At 59.3% G+C, this 18,214-nt stretch carries 16 protein-coding genes; 3 read left to right on the forward strand and 13 right to left on the reverse strand.

Features of this window, described 5'->3' with window-relative positions; genetic code table 11:
• Window positions 1-375: 375 nt before the first annotated feature.
• From aceA to QCBJ_RS03430, 9 genes are all read right to left on the reverse strand, one after another.
• Window positions 376-1,701 (reverse strand): isocitrate lyase, encoded by a 1,326-nt coding sequence (gene aceA / locus QCBJ_RS03390; protein WP_003219577.1) that lies wholly within the window; start codon window positions 1,699-1,701, stop codon window positions 376-378.
• A 489-nt stretch (window positions 1,702-2,190) separates the two neighbouring features.
• The gene (locus QCBJ_RS03395) at window positions 2,191-2,928 is read right to left on the reverse strand and encodes a secretin N-terminal domain-containing protein (RefSeq protein WP_012724950.1); all 738 of its coding nucleotides are present in this window, start codon (window positions 2,926-2,928) and stop codon (window positions 2,191-2,193) included.
• Window positions 2,929-3,081: 153 nt separating this feature from the next.
• On the reverse strand, window positions 3,082-3,504 hold the full coding sequence (locus QCBJ_RS03400) for a GNAT family N-acetyltransferase (RefSeq protein WP_064055391.1): 423 nt from the start codon (window positions 3,502-3,504) through the stop codon (window positions 3,082-3,084).
• Window positions 3,497-4,663, reverse strand: coding sequence for a cupin domain-containing protein (locus tag QCBJ_RS03405; RefSeq protein ID WP_012724948.1), 1,167 nt, complete (start codon window positions 4,661-4,663; stop codon window positions 3,497-3,499). The genes QCBJ_RS03400 and QCBJ_RS03405 overlap by 8 nt, the downstream gene beginning before the upstream one ends.
• An 84-nt stretch (window positions 4,664-4,747) precedes the next feature.
• Entirely contained in the window at window positions 4,748-6,118 is a 1,371-nt protein-coding gene (gene purB, locus QCBJ_RS03410) for an adenylosuccinate lyase (RefSeq protein ID WP_012724947.1), read from the reverse strand.
• A gap of 125 nt (window positions 6,119-6,243) precedes the next feature.
• On the reverse strand, window positions 6,244-6,867 hold the full coding sequence (gene hflD / locus QCBJ_RS03415) for a high frequency lysogenization protein HflD (protein ID WP_012724946.1): 624 nt from the start codon (window positions 6,865-6,867) through the stop codon (window positions 6,244-6,246).
• Complete coding sequence (mnmA, locus tag QCBJ_RS03420; protein WP_102060135.1) at window positions 6,864-7,988, reverse strand: tRNA 2-thiouridine(34) synthase MnmA; 1,125 nt, start codon at window positions 7,986-7,988, stop codon at window positions 6,864-6,866. The genes hflD and mnmA overlap by 4 nt, the downstream gene beginning before the upstream one ends.
• Before the next feature lie 59 nt (window positions 7,989-8,047).
• Window positions 8,048-8,494 (reverse strand): NUDIX hydrolase, encoded by a 447-nt coding sequence (locus tag QCBJ_RS03425; RefSeq protein ID WP_012724944.1) that lies wholly within the window; start codon window positions 8,492-8,494, stop codon window positions 8,048-8,050.
• Window positions 8,495-8,719: 225 nt separating this feature from the next.
• The gene (locus tag QCBJ_RS03430) at window positions 8,720-10,945 is read right to left on the reverse strand and encodes an NADP-dependent isocitrate dehydrogenase (protein WP_102060136.1); all 2,226 of its coding nucleotides are present in this window, start codon (window positions 10,943-10,945) and stop codon (window positions 8,720-8,722) included.
• Between the two features lie 493 nt (window positions 10,946-11,438).
• On the opposite strand from QCBJ_RS03430, the gene icd reads away from it, so the two are divergent.
• On the forward strand, window positions 11,439-12,695 hold the full coding sequence (gene icd, locus QCBJ_RS03435; RefSeq protein WP_102060171.1) for an NADP-dependent isocitrate dehydrogenase: 1,257 nt from the start codon (window positions 11,439-11,441) through the stop codon (window positions 12,693-12,695).
• Between the two features lie 81 nt (window positions 12,696-12,776).
• Here the strand turns inward: icd and cspD are convergent, their stop codons facing one another.
• On the reverse strand, window positions 12,777-13,052 hold the full coding sequence (cspD, locus tag QCBJ_RS03440) for a cold shock domain-containing protein CspD (RefSeq protein WP_012724941.1): 276 nt from the start codon (window positions 13,050-13,052) through the stop codon (window positions 12,777-12,779).
• A 225-nt stretch (window positions 13,053-13,277) separates the two neighbouring features.
• Between cspD and clpS the strand changes: the two genes are divergently transcribed.
• Window positions 13,278-13,646, forward strand: a complete 369-nt coding sequence (gene clpS, locus QCBJ_RS03445; RefSeq protein ID WP_010567912.1) for an ATP-dependent Clp protease adapter ClpS — start codon at window positions 13,278-13,280, stop codon at window positions 13,644-13,646.
• 29 nt (window positions 13,647-13,675) lie between these two features.
• The gene (gene clpA / locus QCBJ_RS03450; RefSeq protein WP_012724940.1) at window positions 13,676-15,946 is read left to right on the forward strand and encodes an ATP-dependent Clp protease ATP-binding subunit ClpA; all 2,271 of its coding nucleotides are present in this window, start codon (window positions 13,676-13,678) and stop codon (window positions 15,944-15,946) included.
• A 183-nt stretch (window positions 15,947-16,129) separates the two neighbouring features.
• On the opposite strand, the gene infA is transcribed toward clpA, so the two are convergent.
• The 3 genes from infA to aat all read right to left on the reverse strand — a co-directional run bounded on the left by infA (window position 16,130) and on the right by aat (window position 17,892).
• On the reverse strand, window positions 16,130-16,348 hold the full coding sequence (gene infA, locus QCBJ_RS03455) for a translation initiation factor IF-1 (protein ID WP_002553999.1): 219 nt from the start codon (window positions 16,346-16,348) through the stop codon (window positions 16,130-16,132).
• A gap of 100 nt (window positions 16,349-16,448) precedes the next feature.
• On the reverse strand, window positions 16,449-17,156 hold the full coding sequence (locus QCBJ_RS03460) for an arginyltransferase (RefSeq protein WP_012724939.1): 708 nt from the start codon (window positions 17,154-17,156) through the stop codon (window positions 16,449-16,451).
• Between the two features lie 55 nt (window positions 17,157-17,211).
• Window positions 17,212-17,892, reverse strand: coding sequence for a leucyl/phenylalanyl-tRNA--protein transferase (gene aat, locus QCBJ_RS03465; RefSeq protein WP_102060137.1), 681 nt, complete (start codon window positions 17,890-17,892; stop codon window positions 17,212-17,214).
• Between the last annotated feature and the right edge of the window lie 322 nt (window positions 17,893-18,214).

An 18,214-nucleotide genomic window follows, 5' to 3' on the forward strand; every position in this document is an offset into this window, starting at 1 on the left:
GCATTAGCGGGCATTTAATCAAATGTGTTTTGTTTAACCGGTAACGAAGTTTTCATGCTCCAAATGATAATGAATATTGTTTGCGTGGAGTTTAAGCGATTGTTTCTCATGCAGCGAGGGAAGTTGCCGTTACTTGCTTGATTACCGCTTAGTTGCTGACGCGGATCTTTTAACCGATTTATCCGACGCAAATACCGCTCTGGATCAATATTTTGCCCAAAATTTCCAGGCCGCATGCGTTCCCACAGTTGGATTCTCATTGGCCCGGAGCAGATCGCTCAGGCAAAAAAACGCCCCGAACCAGTCGGGGCGTGATTGTTGTGCGGCACTGCGGTTAGGTCTTCCTTGCGGCCGCAGTGGCCGTGTACGCGGTGCTTAGTGGAACTGCTCTTCTTCGGTCGAGCCGGTCAGCGCGGTCACGGACGAGGTGCCGCCCTGGATCACGGTGGTCATGTCGTCGAAGTAGCCGGTGCCCACTTCCTGCTGGTGCGCCACGAAGGTGTAACCCTTGGCGGCGTCAGCGAACTCTTGCTCCTGCAGCTTCACGTAGGCGGTCATGTCGTTGCGGGCGTAGTCGTGCGCCAGGTTGAACATGCTGTGCCACATGTTGTGAATGCCGGCCAGGGTGATGAACTGGTGCTTGTAGCCCATGGCTGACAGTTCGCGCTGGAACTTGGCGATGGTTGCGTCGTCCAGGTTCTTCTTCCAGTTGAAGGAAGGCGAGCAGTTGTAGGACAGCAGTTGGTCCGGGTATTCCTTTTTGATCGCTTCGGCGAAGCGACGGGCTTCGTCCAGGTCCGGTTTGGCGGTTTCGCACCAGATCAGGTCGGCGTACGGCGCGTAGGCCAGGCCGCGGGCGATGGCCTGGTCGAGACCGGCGCGTACTTTATAGAAGCCTTCCTGGGTGCGTTCGCCCGTTACGAACGGCTGGTCGTACGGGTCGCAGTCCGAGGTCAGCAGGTCAGCGGCGTTAGCATCGGTACGGGCCAGGATGATGGTCGGTGTGCCGGCAACGTCAGCGGCCAGGCGGGCGGCGGTCAGCTTCTGTACGGCTTCCTGGGTCGGAACCAATACCTTGCCGCCCATGTGGCCGCATTTCTTCACCGACGCCAGTTGGTCTTCGAAGTGCACGCCGGCAGCGCCGGCCTCGATCATGCTCTTCATCAGTTCGTAGGCGTTCAGTACGCCGCCGAAACCGGCTTCAGCGTCCGCCACGATCGGCGCGAAGTAGTCGATGTAGCCTTCATCGCCCGGGCCTTTACCGGCTTTCCACTGGATCTGGTCGGCGCGGCGGAACGAGTTGTTGATGCGCTTGACCACGGTCGGCACCGAGTCCACCGGGTACAGCGATTGGTCGGGGTACATGGATTCAGCGGAGTTGTTGTCCGCTGCCACTTGCCAGCCGGACAGGTAGATCGCCTGGATACCGGCTTTTACCTGTTGGACTGCCTGGCCGCCAGTGAGGGCGCCCATGCAGTTGACGAAATCTTTCTCGGGGCGGAAGGACGGCTTGGCACCCTGGGTGACCAGCTTCCACAGTTTTTCGGCGCCGAGTTTTGCAAAGGTGTGCTCAGGTTGAACCGAGCCACGCAGGCGGACGACGTCAGCAGCGGAATAAGCGCGGGTCACGCCTTTCCAGCGTGGGTTTTCAGCCCAGTCTTTCTCGAGGGCTGCAATTTGCTGTTCGCGTGTCAGTGCCATGGGAAAAAACCTCGTCGCGTCTTGTTTGAAGTATCCGTTTGCCAGCCACGCATTCATTGCGTGGGCAGGGCTGCTCGCTGACCAGAAGCTTAGGTGGTCAAGTCAGGTTCGGCGGGGAATGCGACGGGATGAACGATGGCTCAAGGGAGAGTTGAGCAGGTAAGGGCGAACTGCGAACGGTCTTCGGGCGTCGTGGGCCTTTGTACGATCCATCAGTGTGTAGCCGGGTTACCTGGTTAGCTTCCGTCCCTCGGGACAACTTCGTTCCAGTCGCAACCTCGTCAAACACACCTTGTGGGCGGTACAGACACGAATCGGCTCAGGTGGGTAACTTGGAGCGACGATCCGAAGGCCCTTGCCAGGGCCCCTGATTAGCGGGAGCGAGGCCATCATGCCCATGCTTTTTTGGATCGTCAAATGTTTTGTAGTGCTTTTTTTCAAGCACTACATCTTTAGTCTAAGACGACTCATCAGTCAGTTTTTGGTGCTTCAGTTCAAGGTGTCGACTTTAACCCGTACCGTCAGGTCATCGCGACCCTGAGTAGAGTAGCTGCGGGTTGTAGAGGATTTGTCGGCCTGGGTCTCGCGATTGATGCCAGCCAGGGAGATCCACTCGCCCAGCCGCCCACTGACGGTTGTGTCGGTGCTTTGCACGTTCACTACATCGGGACGTTCCTGGCTCATGCGGTCACGGTTGGTGCTGATCGCCAGATGAACGGTCTCGCCGGTGACGCTGGCGGTCACGTAGAAACCCTGGGTCACGTTGCGATACTGAGTCTGGTTTTGCAGTCGGCCGTAGCTGTCCTGCTGGGTGGTGGTCAGCGGCACGCTCTGGCCGACCTGGATCAGTGCGGGTACGCCTTCGCTGGCCTGGATCTGCTGGATGCCGCCATCGCGGCTGGTGGTGCCGTAGCTGATGATGCGGGTTTGGCTATCGCCGCTGTTCTGCTGGTTGTTTTCGTTGGTGTCGACGGTGATCAGCAGGCGTTTGGCGGGTGTGTCGAGTTGAGAAAGCAGGGCACGCAGGTCCTGGATCTTGGCGGGGGCGGCATTCACGATCAACTGGTTGCCGTAAGCGCTGACGGTACCGTCCTTACCGATGAAGTTCTGTGCCACGGGGAGCAGATCGGCGCTGGTGCGGTTGCTCAGGTTGACGACTTCGGTGTCGGCCACGGCCGAGACGCTGGCGGTCAGGAGGAGGGCGGTGAGCAGGGTGCGTAGGGACATGTCCGTTATCTCTGCGAGTCAAAGGCTGGATAGTGCCAGTTTGTCGGCCTGGCAGGTCGCAAATTGAATCGTAGACGGCAAAATGCCCTGGCATGGCAGGGCATTAAGGGTGTTGCTGAAATAGCTATCGGGGGCAAGCGACGCGGTCTCGGATCAGGCCCCGCGCACCATATCGACGTGCGGAATCCCGACTTCCAGGAATTCCTCGCTGACGATCTTGAAGCCCAGCCGCTCATAAAACGGCGCCGCATACACCTGCGCACTCAGGAACTGCTTGGCCTGGCCGCGCTGCTCGGCTACACCAATCACCGCAGCCATCAGCTTGTCGCCGACCTTCAGCCCGCGCCAGTCCTTGAGTACCGACACGCGGCCGATCTCGCCGCTGGGCAGCAGGCGCGCGGTGCCAATCGGAAAATCGCCTTCAAATGCGAGGAAATGCACCGCGCCGGCGTCGTCCGCGTCCCACTCCAGCTCCGGTGGGACCGATTGTTCCGCGATAAAGACCGCTTCACGAATGCGCCGAATCTCGGCGATATCCTTTTGCCAATCCGCGACACTGACGTGAATCTTATTCATCGGCAAATCCCAGGCTTCCTTGCTTGACCAGTTCGCACAGCAGATCGCGGCCGTCTTCATCCGCCAGCCATTCGCCGAGGTTCTCGCTGTGCAGCGCATCGGCCGAGCACACCAGCTTCAGCAGCTCACGCAGCTTGCCGGGCAGGTAACGGCTCTGGCCGCTGGCGAACAGCAGCACGTCGTCGTCGACTTCGGACCAGGCCAGGCGCGCGCTTGGGTTGCGCACCAGGATCGCGCCATCTTGCAGGCTGCTGATGAAGTCTTCTTCACCCAGTTCTTCACCGGCCACCAGTTCCGGGTAGCGCGGTTCGGTCATGAACTGGCCGAACCAGGTCAGTAGCATGCGCTCGTCGCTCATGTGCTCGGCCAGCAGGCTCTTGAGGCGGTCCAGCGCGTCGCTCTGGATCTGGTGGGGGTCGCTGACCGGCTGGGCGTCGGCGTCGGTGTAGCGCTCTTCGTCAGTCAGGTACTGGCTGAGGAAGTCGGTGAAGTGGGTCAGCACTTCGGCGGCGCTCGGTGCGCGGAAACCCACGGAGTAGGTCATGCAGTCGTCTTCGGCAATGCCGAAGTGCGCCAGGCGCGGTGGCAGGTAGAGCATGTCGCCCGGTTCCAGCACCCATTCGGCGCTTTCTTCGAATTCGGCGAGGATGCGCAAGTCGGCGTGCTGCAGCAGCGGGCTCTCGGAGCTGCACATTTGGCCGATCTTCCAGTTGCGCTTGCCCTGGGCTTGCAGCAGGAACACGTCGTAGTTGTCGAAGTGCGGGCCGACGCTGCCGCCGGGTGCGGCGAAGCTGATCATCACGTCGTCAATGCGCCAGCTGGGCAGGAAGCGGAACTGCTCCAGCAGCTCGGCCACTTCCGGCACGAACTGGTCGACCGCCTGCACCAGCAGGGTCCACTCGCGCTCAGGCAGGGTGCTGAAGGCATCTTCGGCGAACGGGCCGCGACGCAATTCCCACGGACGCTCGCCGTGTTCAATCACCAGGCGCGACTCGACTTCTTCTTCCAGCGCCAGGCCGGCGAGTTCGTCGGCGTCGATCGGGCTTTCGAAATCAGGGATGGCTTGACGGATCAGCAGCGGCTTTTTCTGCCAGTAGTCGCGCAGGAATTCCCGTGCCGTGATGCCGCCCAGAAGTTGAAGAGGGATATCAGGATTCATGTGTAACCTATTGAAAAAAAGCACTTTTCAGACTGGAATAAAAACGCCCGGCGCGGCCGGGCGTCTCAAAGGGGCTTGCGTGGATCAGATGCGCTTGGCTTGCTCTACAGCGTTGCCGATGTAGTTGGCCGGGGTGAGCAGTTTCAGCTCAGCCTTGGCCGCGGCTGGCATGTCCAGGCCGTCGATGAAAGTTTGCAGTGCTTCAGGGCTGATGCCCTTGCCACGGGTCAACTCTTTCAGCTTCTCGTACGGGTTTTCGATGTTGTAGCGGCGCATCACGGTCTGGATCGGCTCGGCCAATACTTCCCAGCACGCGTCCAGGTCAGCGGCGATCTTCTGCTCATTGAGCTCAAGCTTGCTGATGCCTTTGAGGCTGGCTTCGTACGCGATCACGCTATGGGCAAAGCCCACGCCGAGGTTGCGCAGTACGGTGGAGTCGGTCAGGTCGCGCTGCCAGCGGGAGATCGGCAACTTGCTGGCCAGGTGCTGGAAGAGGGCGTTGGCGATGCCAAGGTTGCCTTCGGAGTTTTCGAAGTCGATCGGGTTGACTTTGTGCGGCATGGTCGACGAGCCGATTTCACCGGCAATGGTGCGCTGCTTGAAGTAGCCCAGGGAGATGTAGCCCCAGATATCGCGATCGAAGTCGATCAGGATGGTATTGAAGCGCGCAATGGCGTCGAACAGCTCGGCGATGTAGTCGTGCGGTTCGATCTGCGTGGTGTACGGGTTGAAGCCCAGGCCCAGCTCGTCTTCGATGAAGGCTCGGGCGTTGGCTTCCCAGTCGATCTCCGGGTAGGCCGACAGGTGGGCGTTGTAGTTGCCTACGGCGCCGTTGATCTTGCCCAGCAGCGGTACGGCGGCGACTTGAGCGATCTGGCGTTCCAGGCGGTACACCACGTTGGCCAGTTCTTTGCCCAAGGTGGTCGGCGAGGCCGGCTGGCCGTGGGTGCGCGACAGCATCGGCACCGCAGCGAAGCGAATCGCCAGTTCGCGGATGGCTTCGGCGGTCTGGCGCATCAGTGGCAGCATGACGTCATCACGGCCTTCACGCAGCATCAGGGCGTGGGACAGGTTGTTGATGTCCTCACTGGTGCAGGCAAAGTGGATGAACTCGCTGACCTGGGCCAGTTCCGGCAGCTTGGCCGCTTGCTCTTTGAGCAGGTACTCGATGGCTTTGACGTCGTGGTTGGTGGTGCGCTCGATCTCTTTCACACGCTCGGCGTGCTCCAGGGAGAAGTTTTCCGCCAGGGTGTTGAGCACAGCGTTGGCTTGCGCGGAAAACGCCGGCACTTCGCTGATGGCGGGGTGAGCGGCCAGGCGTTGGAGCCAGCGCACTTCAACCAGCACGCGAGCACGGATCAGGCCGTATTCGCTGAAAATAGGGCGCAGGGCCTGGGTTTTGCCGGCGTAGCGGCCGTCAACAGGGGAAACCGCAGTGAGCGAAGAGAGCTGCATGGGGTGTTCTCGGACAGTCGGGCAACGAAATGGGGCGCGTATCATACATGAAAAAATCCGCCGGTCCGTTGCCAACTGACCGGCGTATTACGCGTAACGGCTTGAAAAAGGCCTGCTGGTGCGACTTATTCGTTGCGCATCAACGGGTAAAGCTCTTTAAGTAATTTGCGTCGGCTGATCACCAGTTGCCAACGATGTCCGCCCAACTGGCGCCACAACCGTGCCGAGCGAATACCGGCCAGGAGCAGGGCGCGGATTTTCGAGGCGTTGTTCGGTTGCTGCAGGTTGCGCATGTCGCCGTGGACCTGGATCCGCTGGCGCAAGGTGCTCAAGGTGTCCTGGTACAACGCACCGCAGGCGGCAACCACGTTTTCGTGGGCCGGGCCGAAGTGTTCCACTTGGGATTGGATTTGCGGCAGGCGCTTGCCGATGACCTCCAGCATGTCCTCGCGCTTGGCCAGTTGACGCTCCAGGCCGAGCATCGACAGGGCATAGCGCAACGGCTCGCGCTGCAGGGTGCTGGGGTCGCGCTCCAGGGCGCCGATCAGTGCGCGGTAGCCTTCACGCAGCGCCAGGTCGTCGCCCCCGTAGACTTCCAGGGTGTCCTTGGGGTCGCGGATCAACAGGCTGCCGAGCATGCAGGTCAAGCCTGCCTCGGTGACCTGGCCGGTCTTGGCGATCTTGTCCACCAGCACGGCGGCAAGGAAAACCCCGCCGAGTGCCGTCAATTGCTCCTGGGTCGGGCTCATGCCGGGTTGCTCCAGGCTTCGGCGACTTCAATCACGCCGCCGCCCAGGCAGATTTCGCCGTCATAGAACACCACGGACTGGCCCGGGGTGACCGCGCGTTGCGGGTCATCGAAGGTGGCCCGGTAGCCGGTGGCGGTTTTTTCCAGGGTGCAAGGCTGGTCGCCCTGGCGATAGCGCACTTTGGCGGTCAGGCGGCGCGGCGTGCTCAGGTCGATCGGGTTGACCCAATAGATCTCGGAAGCCAACAGCGCGCCGGAGAACAGCAGCGGGTGTTCGTTGCCCTGGCCGACGATCAACACGTTATTGTCCAGGTCCTTGACCAGCACGTACCACGGCTCTTCACCGGCGTCTTTCAGGCCGCCGATGCCCAGGCCCTGGCGCTGGCCGATGGTGTGGTACATCAGGCCGTGGTGGCGGCCGATCACTTCACCGTCGGTGGTCTTGATTTCACCCGGCTGCGCCGGCAGGTACTGCTTGAGGAAGTCGCTGAAGCGGCGTTCGCCGATAAAGCAGATCCCGGTGGAATCCTTCTTCTTGGCGGTGGCCAGGCCATGTTTCTCGGCAATCTTGCGCACTTCGGGTTTTTCCAGCTCGCCCACCGGGAACAGGGTCTTGGCGATCTGTTCACCGCCGACGGCGTGCAGGAAGTAGCTCTGGTCCTTGTTCGGGTCCACGCCCTTGAGCAGTTCGGTGCGGCCATCGATATCGCGGCGACGCACGTAGTGGCCAGTGGCAATCAGGTCGGCGCCGAGCATCATGGCGTAGTCGAGGAACGCCTTGAACTTGATTTCACGGTTGCACAGGATGTCCGGGTTCGGCGTGCGGCCGGCCTTGTATTCGGCCAGGAAGTGCTCGAACACATTGTCCCAGTACTCGGCGGCGAAGTTGGCGGTGTGCAGCTTGATGCCAATCTTGTCGCACACGGCCTGGGCGTCCGCCAGGTCGTCCATGGCGGTGCAGTATTCCGTTCCATCGTCTTCTTCCCAGTTCTTCATGAACAGGCCTTCCACCTCATAACCCTGCTCCATGAGCAGAACGGCGGAAACGGAAGAATCCACGCCGCCGGACATGCCGACGATAACGCGCTTCTTTTGTGTGTCAGAAGGGGCTGGATCACGCATAGGGTTTCAACGGGTGTCTTGAAAAAGGACGCGATTCTAGCAGGCCTGGGCCCGCAAGGCTAAAGAGAAGGGCGGATCAATTCCAGGCTGTGGCGCTGGCCGGCCAGATAATCATCGATACAGCGGATGATCAGCTCGCTGCGCCAGTCGTCGCGCAGCGCCATCAGCTCGTCACGGGTCAGCCAGCGGGCGCGCAGGATGCCTTCGTCGAGTTGATAGTCCGGGTGGTGCTTCAGGGCTTTGGCGGTGAAGCAGACCCGCTGGTAGGTCACGCCATTGCTGGGGGCGGTGTAGAGGTAGATGCCGACGATACCGGTGGCTTCGACGTCCCAGCCGGTTTCCTCGAGGGTTTCGCGAACCGCGGCTTGGATGAGGGTTTCATCCGGGTCGAGGTGGCCGGCAGGCTGGTTGAGCACGGCGCGACCGCCCTTGAGTTCCTCGACCATCAGGAAGCGGCCGTTGTCTTCGACGAGGGTGGCGACAGTGATGTGGGGTTGCCAGGTCATGGTTACCTCTGGATTTAAGATGCGGTGCTGTCCTGGAACAGGATAACCGTCAGTGTGGGAGGGGGCTTGCCCCCGATGAGGGCGTGTCAGTTGATCTATCTGTGCCTGACCCACCGCTATCGGGGGCAAGCCCCCTCCCACATTTTGATTAGGTTTTTTCAGCAAAAAAGCACATAAAACAGAAACCCCGGCACAGGGCCGGGGCTTCTTTGCATCCTTACAACCTTACTTCAACTTGGCAATCGCCGCGTTGAGGGTGTTGCTTGGGCGCATGGCCTTGCTGGTCAGCTCAGGGTTCGGCGCGTAGTAGCCGCCGATGTCCACTGGCTTGCCCTGTACGGCGTTGAGCTCGGCCACGATGGTGGCTTCGTTCGCGGCCAGGGTCTTGGCCAGTTCGCCGAACTGCGCTTGCAGGGCAGTGTCTTCGGTCTGGGCGGCCAGGGCTTGAGCCCAGTACAGCGCCAGGTAGAAGTGGCTGCCGCGGTTGTCGATGTTGCCGACTTTGCGCGATGGCGACTTGTTGTTGTCAAGGAACTGGCCAGTGGCCTGGTCCAGGGTCTTGGACAGTACCAAGGCTTTCGGGTTGTTGTACGTCACACCCAAATGCTCAAGGGAGGCGGCCAGGGCCAGGAACTCACCCAGGGAGTCCCAGCGCAGGAAGTTTTCTTCCAGCAGCTGCTGCACGTGCTTCGGAGCCGAACCGCCGGCGCCGGTTTCAAACAGGCCACCGCCGTTCATCAGCGGCACGATCGACAGCATCTTGGCGCTGGTGCCCAGTTCCATGATCGGGAACAGGTCGGTCAGGTAGTCGCGCAGTACGTTACCGGTCACCGAGATGGTGTCCAGGCCCTTGCGGGTACGCTCCAGGGTGAACTTCATCGCGTCGACCGGCGACATGATGCGGATCTCCAGGCCTTCGGTGTTGTGGTCTTTCAGGTAGGCCTGAACTTTCTCGACCACGACGCCATCGTGTGCACGCTTAGGGTCCAGCCAGAAAATGGCCGGGGTGTTGCTGGCGCGGGCACGGTTGACGGCCAGTTTGACCCAGTCCTGGATCGGCGCGTCTTGGGTCTGGCACATGCGGAAGATGTCGCCAGCCTCGACTTTCTGTTCCATCAGCAGGTTGCCCTTGCTGTCGGTCACGCGGACGACGCCGTCAGCCTTGACCTGGAAGGTCTTGTCGTGGGAGCCGTACTCTTCAGCCTTTTTCGCCATCAGGCCAACGTTTGGCACGCTGCCCATGGTGGTAGGGTCGAAAGCGCCGTTGGCTTTGCACTCTTCGATCACCGCCTGGTAGATGGTGGCGTAGCAGCGATCCGGGATCACGGCCTTGGTGTCGTGCAGTTGGCAGTCGGTGCCCCACATTTTGCCGGAGTCACGGATCATGGCCGGCATCGACGCGTCGACGATGACGTCGCTCGGTACGTGCAGGTTGGTGATGCCTTTGTCGGAGTTGACCATCGCCAGGGAAGGGCGAGCGGCGTAGACCGCTTGAATGTCAGCTTCGATCTGCGCTTGCTGATCACTAGGCAAGGCCTTGATGCGCGCGTACAGGTCGCCGATACCGTTGTTCAGGTTGAAGCCGATCTGTGCCAGCACGTCGGCGTGCTTGGCCAGGGCGTCTTTATAGAACTCGGCAACGATCTGGCCGAACATGATCGGGTCGGAGACCTTCATCATGGTGGCTTTCAGGTGAACCGACAGCAGTACGCCTTGCTTCTTGGCGTCTTCGATTTCAGCGGCGATGAAGCTGCGCAGGGCTTTTTTGCTCAGCACGGCGCTGTCGATGATTTCGCCGGCCTTGACCGTGGTCTTTTCTTTCAGGACGGTGGTAGTGCCGTCTTGAGCGACCAGCTCGATTTTGACAGCGTCAGCGGCTTCGATCTGTACGGATTTTTCGCTGCCGTAGAAGTCGCCGCTGCTCATGTGGGCAACGTGGGATTTGGAGTCGGCAGCCCAGGCGCCCATTTTGTGCGGGTGCTTGCGTGCATAGTTCTTGACCGACAGCGGAGCGCGACGGTCGGAGTTGCCTTCGCGCAGTACCGGGTTCACGGCGCTGCCCTTGACCTTGTCGTAACGTGCACGGGTTTCTTTTTCCGCGTCGGTGGTTACGGTTTCCGGGTAGTCCGGCAGGGCGTAGCCCTGGGCCTGCAATTCCTTGATCGCGGCTTGCAGCTGCGGGGTCGAGGCGCTGATGTTAGGCAGCTTGATGATGTTGGCTTCAGGTGTAACGGCCAGGTCGCCCAGTTCGGCGAGGTGGTCCGGGATAGCCTTGGTGCCCAGTTGCTCGGGGAAGCTTGCGAGGATGCGCCCTGCGAGGGAGATGTCGCGGGTTTCCACGGCAATATCAGCGGAAGCGGTGAAGGCCTCTACGATAGGCAGCAGTGAATAGGTGGCGAGGGCTGGGGCTTCGTCGGTGAAGGTATAGATGATCTTCGAGCGGGTGGGCATATTCGGATTAACTCTCTTCTTTGCTGAAAGCGTGCGCAGAAACTCGAGATGCGCCGGGTGGAGCGCGTTCGTTCAAAGTCATCCATGAGCGAAATGTCGAGGTTTCTTCGCGGTGATGTTGGGTTGCATCAGTCGAGCGTCAAGCGGGTGGACTATTGTATTAGCCCTGCTTTGTAGCGGAAGGCACTGTTCTAGAGCGGTCCGCCGTCGTGACTCTTTGGTCAGCGGCGGCATTATACATAGGTCGCTATGCTTACGCCGAGCCTTCATACAAAAGGTGTGTCGTCCATTGGTCTAAAGGTCGCAGGTGCCGGGTTACGCCTAAAGTCGCACGATGTGCTCAAGATTGGCGCTTTTCCCTTTGCTTTCAGGCTTGTAGGCGACAATTTATGCTGTTTTCGATGCAAATGAGCATGGCGCGAGGTTTCAGTCGCCATTTATCTGGAGTAGGCTCGAACGCAGCCAGATGTTCAATCCATAGATGGAGTTCAGCATGGGATACAAGAAGATTCAGGTTCCGGCAGTCGGCGACAAAATCACCGTCAATGCAGACCATTCTCTCAATGTTCCTGACCAACCGATCATCCCTTACATCGAAGGTGACGGTATTGGCGTCGACATCAGTCCGGTGATGATCAAGGTGGTCGACGCAGCTGTTGAAAAGGCCTACGGCGGCAAGCGCAAAATCTCGTGGATGGAGGTTTACGCCGGTGAGAAGGCGACCCAAGTCTACGACCAGGACACCTGGCTGCCTCAGGAAACCCTGGATGCGGTCAAGGATTACGTGGTGTCCATCAAGGGGCCGCTGACCACGCCGGTCGGTGGCGGCATCCGCTCGCTGAACGTGGCCCTGCGTCAGCAACTCGACCTGTACGTGTGCCTGCGGCCGGTGCGCTGGTTCGAAGGCGTGCCCAGCCCGGTCAAGAAGCCAGGCGATGTGGACATGACCATCTTCCGCGAGAACTCCGAAGACATTTACGCCGGGATCGAATGGAAGGCCGGTTCGCCGGAGGCCACCAAGGTCATCAAGTTCCTCAAGGAAGAAATGGGCGTCACCAAGATCCGTTTCGACCAGGATTGCGGGATCGGCATCAAGCCGGTATCGCTGGAGGGCACCAAGCGTCTGGCGCGCAAGGCCCTGCAATATGTGGTGGATAATGACCGCGATTCGCTGACTATCGTGCACAAAGGCAACATCATGAAGTTCACCGAAGGGGCCTTCAAGGAGTGGGCCTACGAAGTGGCGGCCGAAGAGTTCGGCGCGACGCTGCTCGATGGTGGGCCGTGGATGCAGTTCAAGAACCCGAAGACCTGCAAGAATGTAGTGGTCAAGGATGCGATTGCCGACGCGATGCTCCAGCAAATCCTGCTGCGTCCGGCTGAGTATGACGTGATCGCCACCCTCAACCTGAACGGTGACTACCTGTCTGATGCCCTGGCGGCGGAAGTGGGCGGTATCGGTATCGCGCCGGGGGCTAACTTGTCCGACACCGTGGCGATGTTCGAGGCAACCCATGGTACTGCGCCTAAATATGCAGGCAAGGACCAGGTCAACCCAGGTTCGTTGATTCTGTCGGCAGAGATGATGTTGCGCCATATGGGCTGGACCGAGGCGGCTGACTTGATTATCAAGGGCACCAACGGTGCGATTTCGGCCAAGACCGTGACCTACGACTTCGAACGCCTGATGGAGGGCGCGAAACTGGTGTCGTCGTCGGGCTTTGGTGATGCGTTGATTTCGCATATGTAATCGCGCGGGCATAAAAAACGGCCATCCCGAGTTGATTGGGGTGGCCGTTTTTTTATCGCAAGCTACACGCTCGGCGGCGAGTCAGGCCGTTTGTTTCTTTTCTGCTTCGCTCGCACGTGCTGCTGGGCTCGCAATGACTTCTTTCACTGTGTCGATATTCACGGCGTGCAGTCCTTTAGGGCCTTGAATGATCTCAAAGCTGACTGCTTGTCCCGCTTTCAGCGTTTTGTATCCGTCCATGATGATCGCTGAAAAGTGCGCAAACAGGTCCTCGGATTTACCGTCTTCAATGATAAAACCGTACCCCTTGGCATTGTTAAACCATTTGACCTTGCCACTGATCTTGACGCCAGACATACCCATATCCCTCTGCACCAGACTCCATCACTGGAGTATCATCCAGTTTATCCGTCCTAACCCGAATAAATAAGGTTGACTGCGCGGACCTTTTTTACCCACTGTGGGTTCTATTGGTTGTAACACCGTTTCGCCGATAGTCAAGGCGACCGATCGGTCAGCAGTTGAAATTCTGACAGGTCGCCCCCACCACTGTATTTGAACCACTGACGAACCTTTCTTTCCATGCATGCAATCAGCCAGATTCGACTAACATTCAATCAGGATCGACCGGATCACGAACACGATGACGACGGTTCTGCAGGCATTGCTGTTCAGGAGGCCAAGCCTGCTTTACAGGCGCCGCCGATGTACAAGGTGGTTTTGTTCAATGATGACTACACACCGATGGATTTCGTGGTCGAAGTGCTCGAGGTGTTTTTTAACCTGAACCGCGAGTTGGCGACCAAGGTAATGCTGGCCGTTCACACAGAAGGACGGGCAGTATGTGGAGTGTTTACCCGCGACATCGCCGAGACAAAGGCCATGCAGGTCAACCAGTACGCCAGGGAAAGCCAGCATCCGCTACTCTGTGAAATCGAGAAGGACGGTTAACGCCGACCACTTGGGTATGAGGTGAAGCTATGTTAAACCGCGAGCTCGAAGTCACCCTCAATCTTGCCTTCAAGGAGGCCCGTTCGAAGCGTCATGAATTCATGACCGTCGAACACCTGCTGCTGGCACTTTTGGATAACGAAGCTGCCGCCACCGTTCTACGTGCGTGCGGCGCCAACCTCGACAAACTCAAGCACGACCTGCAGGAGTTTATCGACTCCACCACGCCACTGATCCCCGTGCACGACGAGGACCGTGAAACCCAGCCAACCCTGGGCTTTCAGCGGGTATTGCAGCGCGCTGTTTTCCACGTTCAGAGCTCCGGTAAGCGTGAAGTCACGGGCGCCAATGTGCTTGTGGCCATTTTCAGCGAACAGGAAAGCCAGGCAGTGTTCCTGCTCAAACAGCAGAGCGTTGCCCGTATTGATGTCGTCAATTACATCGCCCACGGTATCTCCAAAGTGCCTGGGCACGGCGATCATTCCGAAGGTGAGCAGGAAATGCAGGACGACGAGGGCGGTGAGTCTTCTTCTTCGGGCAATCCACTGGATGCCTATGCCAGCAACCTCAACGAACTGGCGCGCCAGGGGCGGATCGATCCGCTGGTGGGGCGCGAGCTTGAGGTTGAGCGTGTAGCGCAGATCCTCGCGCGTCGTCGCAAGAACAACCCGTTGCTGGTGGGTGAGGCGGGCGTGGGTAAAACCGCGATTGCCGAAGGCCTGGCCAAGCGCATCGTCGATAACCAGGTGCCGGACCTGCTGGCAAACAGCGTCGTCTACTCCCTGGACCTGGGCGCCTTGCTCGCCGGGACCAAATACCGTGGCGATTTCGAGAAACGCTTCAAGGCGTTGCTGGGTGAACTGAAAAAACGCCCTCAGGCGATTTTGTTCATCGACGAGATCCACACCATCATCGGTGCCGGTGCGGCGTCCGGCGGGGTAATGGATGCCTCCAACCTGCTCAAACCGCTGCTCTCGTCGGGTGATATCCGCTGCATCGGTTCGACCACGTTCCAGGAATTCCGTGGCATCTTTGAGAAAGACCGTGCCTTGGCGCGTCGCTTCCAGAAGGTCGACGTGTCCGAGCCTTCAGTCGAAGACACCATCGGTATCCTGCGCGGGCTCAAGGGGCGTTTCGAAGCGCACCATGGCATCGAGTACACCGATGAGGCTCTGCGTGCGGCTGCTGAGCTCGCATCGCGCTACATCAATGACCGGCACATGCCGGACAAAGCCATCGATGTGATCGACGAGGCGGGCGCTTACCAGCGCCTGCAGCCGGTCGAGAAGCGTGTGAAGCGCATCGACGTTGCTCAGGTTGAGGACATCGTGGCCAAGATCGCGCGGATTCCGCCTAAGCACGTCAACAGTTCCGATAAGGAATTGCTGCGTAACTTGGAGCGCGACCTGAAACTCACCGTATTCGGCCAGGATGCAGCCATCGACGCGCTGTCCACCGCGATCAAGCTGTCGCGTGCGGGCCTCAAGTCGCCGGACAAGCCTGTCGGTTCGTTCCTGTTCGCAGGCCCGACCGGCGTCGGCAAGACCGAAGCCGCGCGGCAGTTGGCCAAGGCCATGGGTATTGAGTTGGTGCGGTTCGACATGTCCGAGTACATGGAGCGCCACACGGTATCGCGCCTGATCGGTGCGCCTCCGGGTTATGTCGGTTTCGACCAAGGCGGCCTGTTGACCGAAGCGATCACCAAGCAGCCGCACTGCGTATTGCTGCTCGATGAAATCGAGAAGGCTCACCCCGAAGTCTTCAACCTGCTGCTGCAGGTGATGGACCACGGCACCCTGACCGACAACAACGGGCGCAAGGCGGACTTCCGCAATGTGATCGTGATCATGACCACCAACGCCGGTGCCGAAACGGCTGCGCGGGCTTCGATCGGCTTCAGTCATCAAGATCACTCTTCCGATGCCATGGAAGTGATCAAGAAAAGCTTCACGCCGGAGTTCCGCAACCGCCTGGACACCATCATCCAGTTTGGTCGCCTCAGCCATGAGGTTATCAAAAGCGTGGTGGACAAGTTCCTCACCGAGCTTCAGGCGCAGTTGGAAGACAAGCGCGTGCAACTGGAAGTCTCCGAGGCGGCGCGCAGTTGGATCGCCGAGGGTGGCTACGACGCGGCAATGGGCGCACGTCCAATGGCACGTCTGATCCAGGACAAGATCAAGCGGCCATTGGCCGAAGAGATCCTGTTCGGCGAGCTCTCCGACCATGGTGGCGTGGTGCACATCGACCTCAAGGATGGCGAGCTGACCTTCGAGTTCGAAACCACAGCTGAAATGGCCTGATCGATAGCTGCGGGCGCCAATGTGGGAGGGGGCTTGCTCCCGATAGCGGTAGATCAGTCACTCATGTAGCGACTGAAACACTGCTATCGGGAGCAAGCCCTCTCCCACATTTGGTTTTGGCGCTTGGTAAATAGCACGCACACAAAAACGCCCGGCATAACCGGGCGTCTTGTATTGACTTGCTTAGCGAGCGCGGTAAGTGATGCGCCCTTTGCTCAAGTCATAGGGCGTCAGCTCGACGCGCACTTTGTCACCGGTAAGAATACGAATGTAGTTCTTGCGCATCTTGCCGGAGATATGCGCGGTTACGACGTGCCCATTTTCCAACTCCACACGAAACATGGTGTTGGGCAGGGTGTCGACGACAGTGCCTTCCATTTCGAAGCTGTCTTCTTTCGACATGCAGTAAAGCCCTCGGTATCCAGTGAATGGCCCGGTGCAACTGCGCCAGGCAAAAGCGGCGTGCATTGTGCCCGAAAAAGGGTGTTTAAGCCAAGGGGTTCTAGTTAAGTGTTACCCATCTTTGATTAATCAGCAGTTCAATAGGCCGATATTGGGTCTTGTAATTCATCTTTTTGCAGTTCTTGATCCAGTATCCGAGGTACACCGCCTCCAGTTCCTGGCGCAGTGCCTCACCGATTTGCCAGAGGATCGCAAAGCGTCCCAGGCTGCGGCGTTCTTCGGCCGGCTCGTAGAAGGTGTAGACCGCTGACAGGCCGTTAGGCAGCAAATCGGTCACGGCAACGGCCACCAGTCGGCCGTCTGCACGAAACTCGTAGAAGCGCGAGAAGGGCAGGTCGCGCACCAGGAAGGTAGAGAACTGGTCGCGGCTGGGTGGGAACATATCGCCATCGGCGTGTCGCTCCTCGATATAGCGCTGGTAAAGGTCGAAGTATTCTTCGGTAAACCGAGGCTTGGCCGGCATCACTGTGAGGTCGGCGTTGCGCTTGAGGATGCGTTTCTGGTTGCGGTCCGGCAGAAACTGCGCCACGGGGATGCGTGCCGGTACACAGGCATTGCAGTTCTGGCAGTGAGGCCGGTACAGATGATCGCCGCTGCGCCGAAAACCCATCTCCGACAGGTCGGCATACACATGCACGTCCATAGGCTGGCTGGGGTCGAGGAACAGCGTGGTGGCCTGCTCGTCGGGCAGATAGCTGCAAGAGTGGGGTTGAGTGGCATAAAACTTCAAACGCGCCAACTCGGTCATGATCAACCCTCGGATAAGCTTTCAAATAAGTGTAAGCCAGGAGCGCGCAAGTCGCCTAAGAAACCCACGGTCCAGTGTTGGGTTGGTCCAGATGGTCGCGCAGGAAACCTGCGAAGTCGCTGCGGGAGATGGCGCGGGCACCCAGGCTGTGCAGGTGGTCATTGGGCATCTGGCAGTCGATCAGTACAAAACCCCAGGCCTGCAATTGGCAGGTCAGGGTGGCGAAGCCGAATTTTGAGGCGTTGTCGGCGCGGCTGAACATGGATTCGCCGAAAAACAGCTGGCCCATCGCCAGGCCATACAGGCCGCCCACCAATTCACCGTTGTCCCAGACCTCCACCGAATGCGCATAGCCGCGCTGGTGCAGTGCCAAGTAGGCGTTCTGGATGCTCTGGGTGATCCAGGTGCCGTCGGCATAGGCGCGCGGTGCTGCACACGCTTGGATGACGGCAGCGAAGTCTTGGTCGAAGGTCACGGCGTAGCGCTGCTGGCGCAACAATTTGCCCAGGCTGCGCGATATATGCAGCTCGTCGGGGAATATCACCGTGCGGGGATCGGGCGACCACCAGAGGATCGGCTGGCCCTGCGAAAACCACGGGAAACAACCGTGGCGGTAGGCTTGGATCAGTCGCTCGGCCGATAAATCGCCACCGGCCGCGAGCAGGCCATTGGGTTCGCGCATGGCTTTGGCCAGCGGGGGGAAAGTCAGTGAGTCGCGTTGTAACCAGGTCAGCATGGCATCCAGGCTTACGGAAGGGGAGGGGAGTGGGCAGCGATGGTGTCTGCCCCAAGAGTTGATTATTGTCGACACAGCGCTCTGGGGCCAGTCCGAATCGGCCATTGACGCGCATTAGCGTGAGCGGGTGTTTCTGCAACTCTCTGCATAAGGCGTGGTCGTAATCGGGTCTGGCCCATGCAGGCATTTTGCCAAGCTTGCCTGGATTAGTAAAAACAGCTCATAAGCCTTTGTCAGCAAAGACAATGCATGCTCAAATTGGGCCTCTTGTGAGATGTCATTGGCCAGGCTGTTTGAAGAACGCCAAGCGGCGTGGCATCAG

Origin of the sequence: Pseudomonas sp. QC2 (genome assembly GCF_002859085.1) — a bacterium.
Lineage (GTDB): Bacteria > Pseudomonadota > Gammaproteobacteria > Pseudomonadales > Pseudomonadaceae > Aquipseudomonas > Aquipseudomonas petroselini.